This window comes from Rhodococcus rhodochrous (genome assembly GCF_014854695.1).
Lineage (GTDB): Bacteria > Actinomycetota > Actinomycetes > Mycobacteriales > Mycobacteriaceae > Rhodococcus.
In genome coordinates this window covers 2,155,511-2,167,726 of the sequence record NZ_CP027557.1, presented here as the reverse complement: position 1 = coordinate 2,167,726, position 12,216 = coordinate 2,155,511, and the positions used below count along the sequence as shown (strand labels likewise).

The 12,216-nt window shown below is 64.2% G+C and carries 15 protein-coding genes and 1 pseudogene; 12 read left to right on the top strand and 4 right to left on the bottom strand.

Annotation, left to right across the window (positions count from 1 at the left end; genetic code table 11):
* The first annotated feature begins 11 nt into the window (after positions 1 to 11).
* Complete coding sequence (locus C6Y44_RS10185; RefSeq protein WP_071934796.1) at positions 12 to 1,199, top strand: multidrug effflux MFS transporter; 1,188 nt, start codon at positions 12 to 14, stop codon at positions 1,197 to 1,199.
* A 16-nt stretch (positions 1,200 to 1,215) separates the two neighbouring features.
* Here the strand turns inward: C6Y44_RS10185 and C6Y44_RS10180 are convergent, their stop codons facing one another.
* The gene (locus C6Y44_RS10180) at positions 1,216 to 1,980 is read right to left on the bottom strand and encodes a siderophore-interacting protein (protein ID WP_120282259.1); all 765 of its coding nucleotides are present in this window, start codon (positions 1,978 to 1,980) and stop codon (positions 1,216 to 1,218) included.
* 115 nt (positions 1,981 to 2,095) lie between these two features.
* Here C6Y44_RS10180 and C6Y44_RS10175 point away from each other — a divergent pair, with 115 nt between their 5' ends.
* Both C6Y44_RS10175 and C6Y44_RS10170 read left to right on the top strand, forming a co-directional pair.
* Positions 2,096 to 2,362: a DUF6953 family protein gene (locus C6Y44_RS10175; RefSeq protein WP_159418586.1), complete on the top strand. Its 267-nt coding sequence runs from the start codon at positions 2,096 to 2,098 to the stop codon at positions 2,360 to 2,362.
* A gap of 142 nt (positions 2,363 to 2,504) precedes the next feature.
* The gene (locus C6Y44_RS10170) at positions 2,505 to 3,821 is read left to right on the top strand and encodes a ClC family H(+)/Cl(-) exchange transporter (RefSeq protein ID WP_159418587.1); all 1,317 of its coding nucleotides are present in this window, start codon (positions 2,505 to 2,507) and stop codon (positions 3,819 to 3,821) included.
* 23 nt (positions 3,822 to 3,844) lie between these two features.
* Here C6Y44_RS10170 and dprA read toward each other — a convergent pair whose 3' ends face one another.
* Entirely contained in the window at positions 3,845 to 4,978 is a 1,134-nt protein-coding gene (gene dprA, locus C6Y44_RS10165) for a DNA-processing protein DprA (protein WP_159418588.1), read from the bottom strand.
* Positions 4,975 to 5,577 (bottom strand): annotated as a pseudogene (locus tag C6Y44_RS10160) (ATP-binding protein); the annotation flags it as partial. The gene dprA and the pseudogene C6Y44_RS10160, both read right to left, overlap by 4 nt.
* 43 nt (positions 5,578 to 5,620) lie before the next feature.
* On the opposite strand from C6Y44_RS10160, the gene C6Y44_RS10155 reads away from it, so the two are divergent.
* On the top strand, positions 5,621 to 7,090 hold the full coding sequence (locus C6Y44_RS10155) for a recombinase family protein (protein ID WP_192378834.1): 1,470 nt from the start codon (positions 5,621 to 5,623) through the stop codon (positions 7,088 to 7,090).
* Between the two features lie 17 nt (positions 7,091 to 7,107).
* On the opposite strand, the gene C6Y44_RS10150 is transcribed toward C6Y44_RS10155, so the two are convergent.
* A complete protein-coding gene (locus C6Y44_RS10150) occupies positions 7,108 to 7,785 on the bottom strand; it encodes a hypothetical protein (protein WP_192378833.1) in 678 nt (225 codons plus the stop codon).
* Between the two features lie 267 nt (positions 7,786 to 8,052).
* Here C6Y44_RS10150 and C6Y44_RS10145 point away from each other — a divergent pair, with 267 nt between their 5' ends.
* The 8 genes from C6Y44_RS10145 (at position 8,053) to C6Y44_RS10110 (ending at position 12,107) form a co-directional block, all read left to right on the top strand.
* Entirely contained in the window at positions 8,053 to 8,346 is a 294-nt protein-coding gene (locus tag C6Y44_RS10145; RefSeq protein WP_192378832.1) for a hypothetical protein, read from the top strand.
* On the top strand, positions 8,346 to 8,615 hold the full coding sequence (locus tag C6Y44_RS10140) for a hypothetical protein (RefSeq protein ID WP_192378831.1): 270 nt from the start codon (positions 8,346 to 8,348) through the stop codon (positions 8,613 to 8,615). Before C6Y44_RS10145 ends, C6Y44_RS10140 begins: the two co-directional genes overlap by 1 nt.
* The gene (locus C6Y44_RS10135) at positions 8,612 to 8,797 is read left to right on the top strand and encodes a hypothetical protein (RefSeq protein WP_192378830.1); all 186 of its coding nucleotides are present in this window, start codon (positions 8,612 to 8,614) and stop codon (positions 8,795 to 8,797) included. Before C6Y44_RS10140 ends, C6Y44_RS10135 begins: the two co-directional genes overlap by 4 nt.
* A 169-nt stretch (positions 8,798 to 8,966) precedes the next feature.
* On the top strand, positions 8,967 to 11,210 hold the full coding sequence (locus tag C6Y44_RS10130) for a type IV secretory system conjugative DNA transfer family protein (RefSeq protein WP_192378829.1): 2,244 nt from the start codon (positions 8,967 to 8,969) through the stop codon (positions 11,208 to 11,210).
* Positions 11,207 to 11,374, top strand: coding sequence for a hypothetical protein (locus C6Y44_RS10125; RefSeq protein ID WP_192378828.1), 168 nt, complete (start codon positions 11,207 to 11,209; stop codon positions 11,372 to 11,374). The genes C6Y44_RS10130 and C6Y44_RS10125 overlap by 4 nt, the downstream gene beginning before the upstream one ends.
* Positions 11,371 to 11,568 carry a hypothetical protein gene (locus tag C6Y44_RS10120; protein ID WP_192378827.1) on the top strand — a complete coding sequence of 66 codons (198 nt, stop codon included), beginning with the start codon at positions 11,371 to 11,373 and terminating at the stop codon, positions 11,566 to 11,568. The genes C6Y44_RS10125 and C6Y44_RS10120 overlap by 4 nt, the downstream gene beginning before the upstream one ends.
* Positions 11,565 to 11,858 carry a hypothetical protein gene (locus C6Y44_RS10115; RefSeq protein ID WP_192378826.1) on the top strand — a complete coding sequence of 98 codons (294 nt, stop codon included), beginning with the start codon at positions 11,565 to 11,567 and terminating at the stop codon, positions 11,856 to 11,858. Before C6Y44_RS10120 ends, C6Y44_RS10115 begins: the two co-directional genes overlap by 4 nt.
* Positions 11,859 to 11,870: 12 nt before the next feature.
* On the top strand, positions 11,871 to 12,107 hold the full coding sequence (locus tag C6Y44_RS10110; RefSeq protein ID WP_192378825.1) for a hypothetical protein: 237 nt from the start codon (positions 11,871 to 11,873) through the stop codon (positions 12,105 to 12,107).
* The last annotated feature ends 109 nt before the right edge of the window (positions 12,108 to 12,216 follow it).

The following is a 12,216-nucleotide window of genomic DNA, read 5'->3' as shown; positions in this document are numbered from 1 at the left end:
TCCCGGTACCGATGTTGTGCGCCCTGGCGTTGCTGTCGGCGATCGCGCCGCTCGCCACGGACATGTACCTCCCGGGACTTCCCGTCATGGCGGAGAGCCTGGGCAGTTCGACCGTGGGCGTCCAGCTCACACTCACGACGTTCATGGCGGGTCTCGGGCTCGGCCAGCTGCTCGTGGGTCCCCTCTCGGACGGCTGGGGCCGGCGACGACTGATCCTCGCCGGCACGATCGTCCTGGCGGTGAGCAGCGCGATCTGCGCGATGGCACCCACCGTCGAGATCCTGATCGCGGCGCGTCTGGTCCAGGGATTCAGCGGCGGAACAGGCATCGTCCTCGCGCGTGCGGTCATCGCCGACCGGGCGCGAGGCAATCAGGCCGCCAAGCTGTTCAGCCTGATGATGATCATCGGCGGCATCGCGCCCGTCGCCGCTCCCCTACTCGGTGGCGTGCTGCTGGGGCCGATCGGGTGGCGCGGCATCTTCTGGGTGCTCACCGGCCTGGCCGTTCTGATGGCCGTCGGCGCCTTCGCGTTCGTCCCGGAGACCCTGCCGCCGGAGAAGCGGCACGGCGGCGGTCTGAAGACGATGGCCGGCAACTTCGGGTACGTCCTCCGGCAGCGACGCTTCGTCGGTTACGCCGCCGCCATGGCCCTGGGATTCGGCGCGATGTTCTCGTACATCTCTGCCTCGCCGTTCGTCACCCAGAACATCCTCGGTCTGAGCCCGGGCCAGTTCTCGATGGTGTTCGCCGTGAACTCGGCCGGTCTCGTGCTGGCCAACGCCGTCAACACCCGCCTCATCGGCCGGTTCGAGGTGCGGACGCTGCTGCTCTTCGGTGTGACCACCATGTTCACGGCAGGGGCGCTGCTGTTGCTGACGATGGTCGTCGTCGGCTACGTCGCAGTGCTGATCCTGCCGCTGCTGTTCGTCGCGATCAGCATGATGGGCCTGACGCTGGGCAACGCCACCGCGCTGGCCCAGTCACAGGTCCCGAAGGCGGCCGGTACGGGCTCCGCCGTGATCGGTGCCTCTCAGTTCGGTCTCGCTGCCGTGGTCTCCCCGCTCGTCGGGCTCGGCGGCGAAGGCACCGGTATCCCGATGGCCGTCGCCATCGTGGTCTGCTCGGGACTCGCGCTCACCTCCGCGGCGGTGCTGGCGCGCGACTCGGCCTCGGTGCCGGCGCGCGAGTCCGCGAGCTGACCCGAACCGCCGGCCGTCAGTTGCTCTCGACGGCCGCCAGTTCGCTCTTCCACACGCGGAAACCCTCCTCGGTGCGTCCGCGACGCCAGTAACCCGAGATCGACGCGCGTGCCGGCGGTACGGCCCGTTCCTTCCGCAGGTACGGACGGATGTGCTTCATGACGGCCTCGGCTTCACCGTGCACGAAGACCTGCACGTCGCCTCCCGGCCAGGGCAGGGCCCTCACCGCGGCGACGAGGGGCGAGTTGCCGTCGATCAGGTCGGCACCGGCGTCACCGGCCGCGACACCGCGATGGAGCCACGTGATGTCCATTCCCGCCGGGGCGTCGAGTTTCAGTTCGTCGCCGGGACCGATGACCTCCAGGAAGACCGCCCCACGCGCGTCGGCGGGCAGGTCCTCGAGCGCAGCCGCGATCGCGGGGATCGCGGTCTCGTCGCCGGCGAGCAGATGGAAGTCGGCGGAGCGATCGGGCCGGTATCCCGCGCCGGGTCCCCGCACCACGACCTGCGCGCCCGGTTGCACCGAGCGAGCCCACGGGCCCGCGACACCCTCGTCGCCGTGCACGACGAAGTCGATCCAGATCTCCCGGGCGTCCGAGTCCACGCGCCGGACGGTGTAGGTGCGGACGACCGTCTCCTCCCCCGCGGGCAGCTCGATCTTCACGTAGCTGTCGGTCTCCGCGCGGGCCTGGAACTCGCCGAAGCCGTCTCCGCCGAGCACGACGCGGACGAAGTGCTCGCCGATCGCCTCGGTCCGCAGGACCGTGAGTGTTGTCCCCATGGGCGCTTTCCGTGCCACCGAACCTCCTATTAGGGTTACCTATTCTCGCGTCACCGTACTCTGTCGCGGGGTGCGGCGGGAAAGTCACGATCGGGGAGGCTCTAGGCTCGAGAACATGAGCACCACCGCGGCCGACATCGCCACCTGGATGACCGACATCATCACCACCGAACGCAGGGTCACCCAGACCGACATGGTCGACGCGATCGAGGCCAAGTTCGGCTCCGAGTGGATCTATGTGAACGACAACGGCCACCCCTCGATCGACCGCGCCGTCCTCAAGGAGTTCCGCAAGGCCCACCGCGGTGCCGTGAAGTGGGACCGCGACGACCGCGCCTGGTACGTCGAGGACGAGCCCACGACCGAGACCGCCGCCGAGTAAGCGGCCTTCCTCCGAATTCACCCTCGCACGTCCCGGCGGAACGTCCCGGAGTCTGTGAACATACGGTCACGACTCCTTCGCGCGACCGTCTCCGGCACCGCCGAGCGGATCGGCGCGTCGGCGGCAGGTCGGAGGACACCGGGTGGATACCGAGGACGTGCGGGAGCCTTCCGTTCCCCCTCGCGAACTGGCAACGATCTGTGTGCTGGCGATCGTGGCCGGCGCCGTCATCGGCATCGTCGGCGGAGCCTTCCGCTGGTGTCTGGAACGGCTCGAGCGATGGCGGATCCACACCGCGGAGTGGGCGCACGACCTCCCCGGTCCGGGATGGCTCGTGCCGGTGGGAATCACGATCCTCGGCGCTCTGCTCGCGGCGTTGATCGTCCGGATGGTGCCCCTCGCCTCGGGTAGCGGAATCCAGCACGTCGAGGCCGTCGACCGCGGGCAGGCAGAGCCACCACCTTTGTCGGTGCTGCCCTCCAGATTCGTCGGGGCACTCCTGTCGATCGGGTCGGGTCTCGTCCTGGGGCGGGAAGGCCCGATCGTGCACATGGGTGCCGCGGTAGGCGCCGAGACCGCGCGTCGCGCCCGGTGTCCCGAGCACGAACGTCTACTGCAGACCTCGGTGTCCGGTGCCGGACTCGCGGTCGCGTTCAATGCCCCGATCGGCGGTGCGCTGTTCGTCTTCGAGGAGGTCACCGGTAGCTTCCGTGTCCGCACCGTCGTACCCGTCGTCCTGTCGGTGGCCGCCGCGGTGGCGTGCTCGCGGACGATCGTCGGCGATACCCCCGACTTCGCCGTGGACCCCATCGTTCCCCCGTCCATCGTCCTGCTGCCCGTGTTCGTGGTGTTCGGCCTGCTCACCGGACTGCTCGGCGCGGCCTACAACCGGATGGTCCTGGGATCTCTGAGCGTGGTGGAGTCGGTCCGGTCGCTCTCCCCGGTGACGAAGGCCGCGATCATCGGCGGGCTCGTCGGGTTGTTGTCGGTGGTCGCACCGTGGGCCGGCGGTGGCGGCGACTCCCTCGTCCAGCACGTGGTGGGCGGTGGTGCGCTCGCACTGCCGGTCGTCGCCTGGTACGTCCTGCTGCGGTTCGTCGCCGGCCCGCTGTCGTACGCGGCCGGGACACCGGGCGGACTGTTCGCGCCGCTCCTCGCACTGGGCGCTCTCTGGGGTCTGTTGTGCGCCGGGATCTCCGCCGCGATCGTCCCCGGGCTCGGGTCGTCCCTGGCCGTGCCGATGGCGCTCGCGGGGATGGCCGCACTCTTCGGCGCGTCGGTGCGGGCCCCGATCACCGGAGTCGTCCTCGTCGTGGAGATGACCGCGGCGACGGGAGTGACGGTTCCGATGCTCGCCGCGACGATCTGTGCGGTCGTCGTGGCGTATTCCACGCGGGTCCCGCCCATCTACGACAGCCTGCGCGACCGCATGTTCGGCGCCCCTCCCGCCCGGGGGTAGACCGCCCCGGCGTCGATCCGCTGTCACATCCGCCGCCACCCTCCGTCCGTCGCCACCACCAGGCCGTCGAGTTCGAGCAGGGGCAGCGCCGCCCGCACCCGCTCGATCGGCAGTCCCGCCGACTCGGCCAGCATCGCCGGATCGCAGACGTCCGACGACGGAAGCGCCTCGTAGACCAGTGCCATGTCGCCCGACAGTCCGTCCAGGTCGCGGCGGAACAGGCCGTCTCGGTCGTCGTCCCCGCCCGCCAGGAGCGGACCGCACTCCTCGACGACGTCGCGCGCCGCGCCCACCAGACGCGCCTCGCCCTCCTTGATCATGCGGTGACAGCCTTGCGAGGCCGCCGAGGTCACCGGTCCGGGCACCGCCATGACAGGCCGTCCGAGTCGTCGCGCCCACGCCGCGGTGTTGCGCGCCCCGCTGCGCCAGCCCGCCTCGACGACGACCGTGCCGGCGGACAACGCCGCGATCAGCCGGTTGCGGGCGAGGAACCGGTACCGCGCCGGAGTCGTACCCGGCGGATACTCGCTGACCACGAGGCCGGATTCGGAGATCCGCCGCAACATCGTCGTGTGTGCCGCCGGATACGCTCGATCGACCCCGCAGGCGAGAATCGCAACGGTGGTGCCACCCACCCCGAGCGCCGCCCGGTGTGCGGCAGCGTCGACGCCGAAGGCCGCACCGGACACGACCGTCCACCCGTCGGCGGCGAGATCCCCGGCGATCTCGGCGGTGACGTGCTCCCCGTAACCGCTCGCGGCGCGGGTCCCGACGATGCCGATTGCACGTTCGGCCAGTTCGTCGATCCGCCGGCTCCCCCACACCCACAGGGCGAGGGGTGGCCCCTCGGCGTCGGTGGCGGTGTCGAGGGTGCCGAAGCCGAGCATCTGCCAGGCGGGCCATTCGTCGTCGTCGGGCGTCACCAGTCGCCCACCGGCCCGCCCCAGACGGTCGAGATCCCGCGCCGCGGTGTCGAGGTGCGCCCGCATCGAGTACCGCGCCGAGAGTTCACCGAGGCCCGCACCCGACCGGATGGCCGCCGCCACCTCGAGCACACCCCCGGCTTCCACGGCCGCCGACAACGATCGTGACGCACCCTGCGTGACGGTCGACAGATAGGCCCAGGCCAGGCGCCGTTCGTCGTCGTGCCTGCTCATGCGACACCACGATCCCGGAAGTCCAGTGCGGCAGCGACGTGCGTCGCCGACGGCGAATCGGAGCCGTCGAGGTCGCTCAGCGTCCACGCGACCCGCAGTGCCCGATCCGCTCCTCGCGCGGTGATGGCGCCCTTGCGCAGCGCCCATTCGACGGGTTCGAGCGCAGCACGCGGAAGGCGGAACTTCTGTCGGAGGGCCGGTCCGGGCACCTCGGCGTTGGTGGCCCAGCCGTGCTCGGCCCACCGTTCGCGTGCCGCCGCTCTCGCCCGGGCGACACGCGCCCGTACGTCGTCGGTACTCTCGCCCGTCTCCCCCATCAACGCGCTCGTCGCGACGGCCTGCATCCGGACCCGGAGGTCGATGCGGTCGAGGAGCGGGCCCGACAGACGCCCCAGATAGCGGCGACGTGCCGTCGGCGCACACACGCAGTCGGCGTCACGCGGAGGTGCGCACGGGCACGGGTTGGCGGCGAGGATCAACTGGAAACGGGCCGGATATCGTGCGACACCGTCCCGCCGGGCGATGCGCACCTCCCCGTCCTCGAGCGGTGTCCGTAGTGCTTCGAGCGTCTTCGTCCCCATCTCGGCGACCTCGTCGAGGGATGGCCAAAGACACCCCATCCTGCTACAATAGGTAACACAAATGAATCCGCTTCCCGTCAGCCACACCCCCAAGGCAGTCATCTACTGCCGCATCTCCTCCGATAAGACCGGTGCCGGTCTCGGCGTCGAACGCCAAGAGAAGGACTGCCGTGAGCTGGCCCGCCGCCTGAAGATGCAGGTGGTCGAGGTTCTGAGCGAGAACGACACGTCGGCCTATAGCGGCGCACCCCGCCCCAAGTACGAACGTCTCTTAGAGATGATGCGCTCTGGCAGCATCGACGCGGTCCTCGCCCTTCACACGGACCGCCTGCACCGCTCGCTGGTCGAGCTCGAGGAGTACGTGAACGCCTCCGAACAGGGCAGCGTCACGACCCACACCGTCATGGCAGGACCGATTGACCTATCCACGCCTTCAGGCCGGCTTGTCGCCCGCCAGCTTGGGGCAGTAGCCCGCTACGAAGTCGAGCATGCGATCGAACGCGTCAAGGCCGCGAAGCTACAGATGGCACAGAGCGGCAAATACCTAGGCGGGCAGCGCCCATTTGGCTTCGAACCGGGGCGCACCGCTATCCGAGAAGAGGAAGCGGCTGTTATTCGCGAGATCGTGCAGCGAGTAATCGATGGCGATTCATTCCGCGCCATTGCCATGGATCTCAATCGACGGGGCATCACTACAACGCATCAGCGAGAGTGGAATGCGCTAAAGGTCCGCAACGTTGCGCTGCGTCCTATCAACACCGGCATCGTGCGGCATAACGGCATCGACTATGAAGCCAACTCCCCTGCGATTATCCCCCGCGACCAATGGGAAGACTTCTTGATTGCCGTCCAACTAAATCGCACGCGCTCCAACCATCCCGGCACGTTCCGTAAGCACGTCCTCAATGGCTTCGTCTTCTGCGGTGAGTGCGGCAAGAAGATGGTCCATAAGACAAAGGTGTCACGCGGCAAGAAGAGCACGATCGTGTCCTGCGAATCGGGCAACCGACAAACCGGTGGCAACGGTGGTTGCGGAAGAGTCGCCCGCTCTGTTGATCCAATCATCGAGCTAGTGCGGCAGTCGATTATCTACCGTTTGAACTCACCAGAGCTTGTCTCAGCGCTGCACGCGCAGAAGACCAGTGCAGAGACATTGAAAGAACTTCACGCTAAACAGCGTGCCGCAGAAGGCAGAGCACAGGAAGTTTTAGATGACTACTACGTCCACAACCTCCTCACGCGAGAGCAGTTTGAACGCGCGAAGGTGCAGGCAGATGCTGCATTGAAGGCCATCAACGAGCGAATCGAGAGCGAATACTCTCACGCCGTGACCAGCGCGATTGATCTTAACGGCAACCTCGAAGAGGCATGGGAGAACGGCACGCTTGAATGGCGGCGTGATCTTATAGCGCTACTTATAGATAAGATCATCGTGCACCGCGTCCCCCGCGAGACGGGGTACAAGCGCCCGATGTTCTGCGGCAAGTGGCGGTTTGATCCGGACCTAATTGATATTCAATGGCGAGCGTAGGACGCGGCGTGCCACAACTATCTTTCAAGAGGGTAGTCCAAATTCAATCGGTCGGCGGGGTGCGTATGCCAATCCATTAACCACTCATGTTCTTTCAGTACAGCATCAAGAAGATTGGTAAGCTCAGAAGACTCGGTGTCGCTTAGATTGACTTCGGACATTCGTTCAGATAGCTTGACCAGGTCGCGATGAATACTGTCTAAGACTTTCCTGTACCGGCTCTCCGCAGACTTGATTTCCTCAAATCGCGCAGACCGATCCCGACCTAAGTACTCGGCGATGCTGAGCGCCGCATTTTGCTCACGTCGAGTGACCGTGCGATAACTGACGGGCGCACCTCGACGCTTCTCATAGTTCATATACGCACGCCGACGATCTTCAAGTGAACCCATCGACATTGATCCCGTGATGCCACGAAGCATTTCGATATAAATCGGATCGTTCCAAAGCGGTCCAATGCCCAATGACGATGACATTGCCAAAGTGTCGAGGCTGGACGGTAGAACCCGAAGCGCACGGTCCAGCATGGAGACCACAGCATCGTCATCCTTGGCACCAAAGACAGCTGCCGCTCTGCCAGGGTTGGCAGGCAATTGAGCCCTAAGACCCCCGCCTCGCGCCAGCTCGCGAATAAGATCCGCCCGCTCGTGAAGCACCTTATCGGCAACTTCTGATGCTGCCTCCTTCTCTGCCACAGAACGAAGTGTACCGGCCTCCTTAGTCAATCTGTAGCGAGTCAGCTCTCCACGCGTTGCTCGCTTACCGGTCATGATTCGGCGCGTAACTGGTCAACTATTGACTTGTCAGTCCCGCCGTGCCAATCTTGCCCCACTGAAGTTGAGCGATCACCTTCGGTGCAGCACCCACCTTGATTCGCCGCTTCACCGCGAACCAAGCAACGCACGTTCCCGATTCCACTAGGTCGGCAGCTTCAAGCCGGCCCCCTCTAGTGAGGAGACTCGATGGCAAACGTCGAGAAGCGCACCGGCGGAAAGGGAGGCGACAACCTTCCTGCCCGCCGTTTCATGCAAGACGTCGAACTCCACATGGACCACATCGAGTTCGACGATGAAACCGAGGATTACGAAGCGTTGGCGACGCGACGATCCATGCGCCGCGGCATTGAACTTGCTGAGTTCGGCTTGGAACGTGCCGGCAAGAGCGAAGTCTCACAACGGATCGTCTTGGCCCACGTGCAGGCGTTCACCGAAAACTCACTCGCCCGACAGCGGCGACGGATGATGGGAGACTACTGATGATCGGCTTCTATATCTTCCTTGGCTGCTTCTTCGTCGTGCTCATCCTTGGTGCGTGGTGGGGCATCAAGGATGCAAAGAGTGCACCCCTCAAGCGGGCCAAGGAGAATACGCAGTACTGCCGAGCAGTTCGCGGCCTCTACCGGCAGGCAGCCCACGAGATCGATGAAGCAGAAGAGCGCCGAGAGAAGCAGCAGCGGCTGCGCGAGATGCAATGGCAGATCGACGACGCAAACGGCGAGACTCCCCCATGGCGGCGTCGCCGATGATCAAGAAGGTCATCTCCCTCTTCTGGGCGTTGATGTTCTTCTCTATCGCACTCTCGGTCGCACTGCCCGCCCTCGCGGCAGCTGTCGGCTCGATCGCACTACTCGCTGTGATCATCGTCGCCACCAGCGCACTACTCGCTGTGATCATCGTCATCGCGAAGTTCTTCTGGCGGTACTTCTAGTCCCCCTCCCCCGAGCGGCGACGGCACTCTCCAAGGTTCCGTCGCCGCTCCCCACTTTCGTCACCGTGACGTTCCTTCTTTCATGTGACACATTGGAAGTACATGGGCCATTATCACCCTCTACTTCCCGCTCGATGCACACCTTCTCAAATCGAAAGGCGTTGCTAACGTGGGCTTTCTATCCCGAAACCAGAACCAGTTCGACGCGTCCCGCGATGTGTGGCAGATCGTCGGCTTCCCCGATCCCCTGAAGGAAGACCGTCTCGCGGCATGGCTTCGGTCAACCGCCCAGACCATCAAGGGTGCAGGTCGCTACTACGGCATCCCCACCATCGTGCTCGAAGTGGTGGCCTCGCCTGAAGGCATTCACCACCTGATCCGCCTCCCCAAGGGCAAGAGCGCATACCTCATCAACCAGCTTCGTGCTTCGATCCCCGGCATCGAGTGCGTGCAGATCACCGAAGAGTCGGTGTACCAGTTCGACACTGGTGCCGAGTTGAAGATGCACAACCGTGCTCGCAAGCTCGTCGTCGCGGACATCACCGACTTCGCCAACCGCGTACTGGCGAGCATGCAGGGTGTCACCGAGGAAGGCGACCAACTCGTACTGCAGTGGGTCATCACGCACGCCAAGCCGCGCCCCGTTTCCTCAGGCGGTACGGTCGCCGGCACGAACGTCTCGCTCTGGGGCGCATTGATGGGCAACACTGCAGCCAGTGCCCAAGAAGTCGCAGATCGGCAAGCGAAACAAGTCGATCAGATGTTCCTCGCGACGGGGCGTATCGGCGCGCGCTCCAATGACCCCGACCGAGCACAGTGGCTCGTAGCGAACGTAGTCGATGCCCTCACCAGTGAGGCCGGTGCGGCGTACTTCAAGCCGAAAGCCGTCGAACCGACCAAGCTCTCACGACAGATGGAGTTCGCCGAGACGCCGCTGCTCATGTCCGCAGAACTCTCGACCACTGAGTTGATGTCGGTCATGGGGTGGCCGCTCGGATCACCGAAGATCGCCGGCCTAGCAAGCGGACTCGTCCCGCACATGCCGGTCGCATCAAGCGTTCCATCCGAAGGCATCATTCTCGGCTACTCCACGATGCCGGGACCGAAACGCCTGGTGGCCATCGACGACACGGCGCTCACCACCCATGTGTACGTCGGTGGCGGGAGTGGCGTCGGCAAGACCACGCTCTTCGTCAACATGTACCGCCAAGCCGTAGAGCGAAGGCACGGCGCGATCGTCATCGAGTACGCCGGCAACATGATTCGCCGCTCGCTCAATCAGGTCCCGCCCGATCGGCTTGAGGATGTGGTGGTGCTTGATTTCGGTGACACGAGCCGATCCATCCCGCTCAACATCTTGCAGCTCGGTCCACCCGACGTCATCGCTGCTCAGCTGTCAGCGCTCTTCGAGATGATGTTCCCGGAGAACAAGAGCATCTACGCCGAAAAGCTGCTCACGCATATCATTCCAGCACTGCAGGTAGTTCCCGGCGCTACCATCGCGGACATCCCCATCGTCGCCAACCCACAGGGTCCAGCTCAGAAGCGGTGGGTCACCCACATCATCGGTCAGCAGAAGGACCCGATGATCAAGCGGTTCCTCGAATCCTGGATGCGCAAAGACGACAAGGAACGAGCCCGTGATACCCAGGGCTTTGACAACCGCATCTGGAAGCTCTTGACTCCTCTCGAAACTCGCTACCCGTTGACGCAGGAAGGCTTGGCGTTCAACCCGAGGGACATTATCGAGAACAACCGGTTGCTCTTCGTCGACTTCGCGGGGATCTCGGAGCAGGCCGCCAGCTTGATCGGCAGCCTTCTCGTCTCATCACTATGGCGAGCGGCCCGCACCGTTCGTGCGGAGCGGTCGAACTTGATGTTCATCGACGAGTTCCAATACTTCAGCCGCCTCAATGGTGACTTCGAAGACATGCTCGCCGTTGCGCGCCAACGGAATCTCGGACTGGTCCTTGCAACGCAGTACATCGAGCGTCTTCCTACTACAACGCAAGATGCCATCGCCGCCAACGCTCGGACGAAGATTGTCTTCCAAAGCAGCCCGAAGAGCGCACGGTTGCATAGGACGGACTTCGCCGATCCCTCCATCCCGCAGGAGCACTTCCAAAACCTCCAGCGCTACGACGCGCTCGCTCGGATCAACACCCCAAACGGCATGAGCAAGCCCCTCACGATGCACACGTTCGATGACCCAGAAGGCTACGACCTTGCCGCCCACGCCATCGAACTATCGCGGTCGAAGTACGGCGGCGACCCCTCGACCATCGAAACCGATGAACAACGTCGACGGCGGGTAAACGGAGAAACACCTCAGGCACCGCGTCCTCGGCCGGGTGCACCCGGTACCGCGGATCTCGCAGAAGATGACCCATACATGGATGGACGGAGCGCATGATGATCAGCCCAATCGATCGCCTCGACATGCTCATCGAAGAGGCATTCCGCATACGAGACCTTGGTCTGGGTCTCGTGAGTGCCGCCGAACTGCTCGTGTTCGAAGCTGAGAAGTTGCGCCCCCAGCTTGATCCCCCGTCCCGGCGTGAACTTGGAGGCGCATGATGTCCACCGAAGTCTCGCTCGATCACCTGAAGACGCTGCAGGAACTCACTAAAGACGCGCACTCCATGGCCGAGACGATCGACGAACTCAGCCGAACAAATCCATTACTCAGCACCGTCTTGCTCGCAGCGATGGACGTGTATCTCGAAGCCATTCGTGAACACATCAGCTACACGATCGGAGTACCTACATGAAAGACGCCCTCTTCAAGTGGAGCGACGAGGTCCACGCGAGCGCCGAAGAAGCTGCGAGCCTTCGCGTCGAGATTGACGACCTCACGCGCGATATCGACGATCTCGTGGCGCAGATTCGCGACCTCGGAACGGTCGAATTCTCCGATGACGTGGAGGACTACGAGATCCTCACCAAGGCTCAACAGCTGTGGAGTGCCGTGTCCAGTGGCGTCGCTGAAATCCGCTCCCATATCGACGATGCGCGCTCATCTATCCGCGACACCCGTCGAGTCGTGGACTTCTTCGGATGAAAGGGAACCATCATGGACTACACGCCCCAAGAACTGGAGCAGGTTGCACAGACCGTATGGAAAGTCGCCGGCAATGAGGCGATCGAAGGTGGGATGACGCTCGAAGAGGTGCGTGCGCTACTCCTTGACTTAGCCCGTCCCGATGACCACGAACGTGAAGACCGCTCGCGCGACATTGAAGCGCTCATCGAACGGTCGCAGCGCGCTGTCGCTCGGGCACGCGAGATCCTGTCGCGCTCTCGGTCGTAGACACACCAAAACCCCGCACCATACGTACAGGTGCGGGGTTTTGGTGTGGGAGTAGTGATTGCGCTTATACCTGCTCTCACCCGGACTCAGGACATACGGATTTCTATAG

Excerpts from the sequence above, each read along its gene's own strand:
- C6Y44_RS10135 (WP_192378830.1), top strand. The coding sequence starts at position 8,612 with ATGATCAAGAAGGTCATCTCCCTCTTCTGGGCGTTGATGTTCTTCTCT.
- C6Y44_RS10120 (WP_192378827.1), top strand. The coding sequence starts at position 11,371 with ATGATGTCCACCGAAGTCTCGCTCGATCACCTGAAGACGCTGCAGGAA.
- C6Y44_RS10175 (WP_159418586.1), top strand. The coding sequence starts at position 2,096 with ATGAGCACCACCGCGGCCGACATCGCCACCTGGATGACCGACATCATC.
- C6Y44_RS10115 (WP_192378826.1), top strand. The coding sequence starts at position 11,565 with ATGAAAGACGCCCTCTTCAAGTGGAGCGACGAGGTCCACGCGAGCGCC.
- C6Y44_RS10155 (WP_192378834.1), top strand. The coding sequence starts at position 5,621 with ATGAATCCGCTTCCCGTCAGCCACACCCCCAAGGCAGTCATCTACTGC.
- C6Y44_RS10125 (WP_192378828.1), top strand. The coding sequence starts at position 11,207 with ATGATGATCAGCCCAATCGATCGCCTCGACATGCTCATCGAAGAGGCA.
- C6Y44_RS10145 (WP_192378832.1), top strand. The coding sequence starts at position 8,053 with ATGGCAAACGTCGAGAAGCGCACCGGCGGAAAGGGAGGCGACAACCTT.
- C6Y44_RS10140 (WP_192378831.1), top strand. The coding sequence starts at position 8,346 with ATGATCGGCTTCTATATCTTCCTTGGCTGCTTCTTCGTCGTGCTCATC.
- C6Y44_RS10110 (WP_192378825.1), top strand. The coding sequence starts at position 11,871 with ATGGACTACACGCCCCAAGAACTGGAGCAGGTTGCACAGACCGTATGG.
- C6Y44_RS10180 (WP_120282259.1), bottom strand. The coding sequence starts at position 1,980 with ATGGGGACAACACTCACGGTCCTGCGGACCGAGGCGATCGGCGAGCAC.
- dprA (WP_159418588.1), bottom strand. The coding sequence starts at position 4,978 with ATGAGCAGGCACGACGACGAACGGCGCCTGGCCTGGGCCTATCTGTCG.
- C6Y44_RS10185 (WP_071934796.1), top strand. The coding sequence starts at position 12 with ATGTTGTGCGCCCTGGCGTTGCTGTCGGCGATCGCGCCGCTCGCCACG.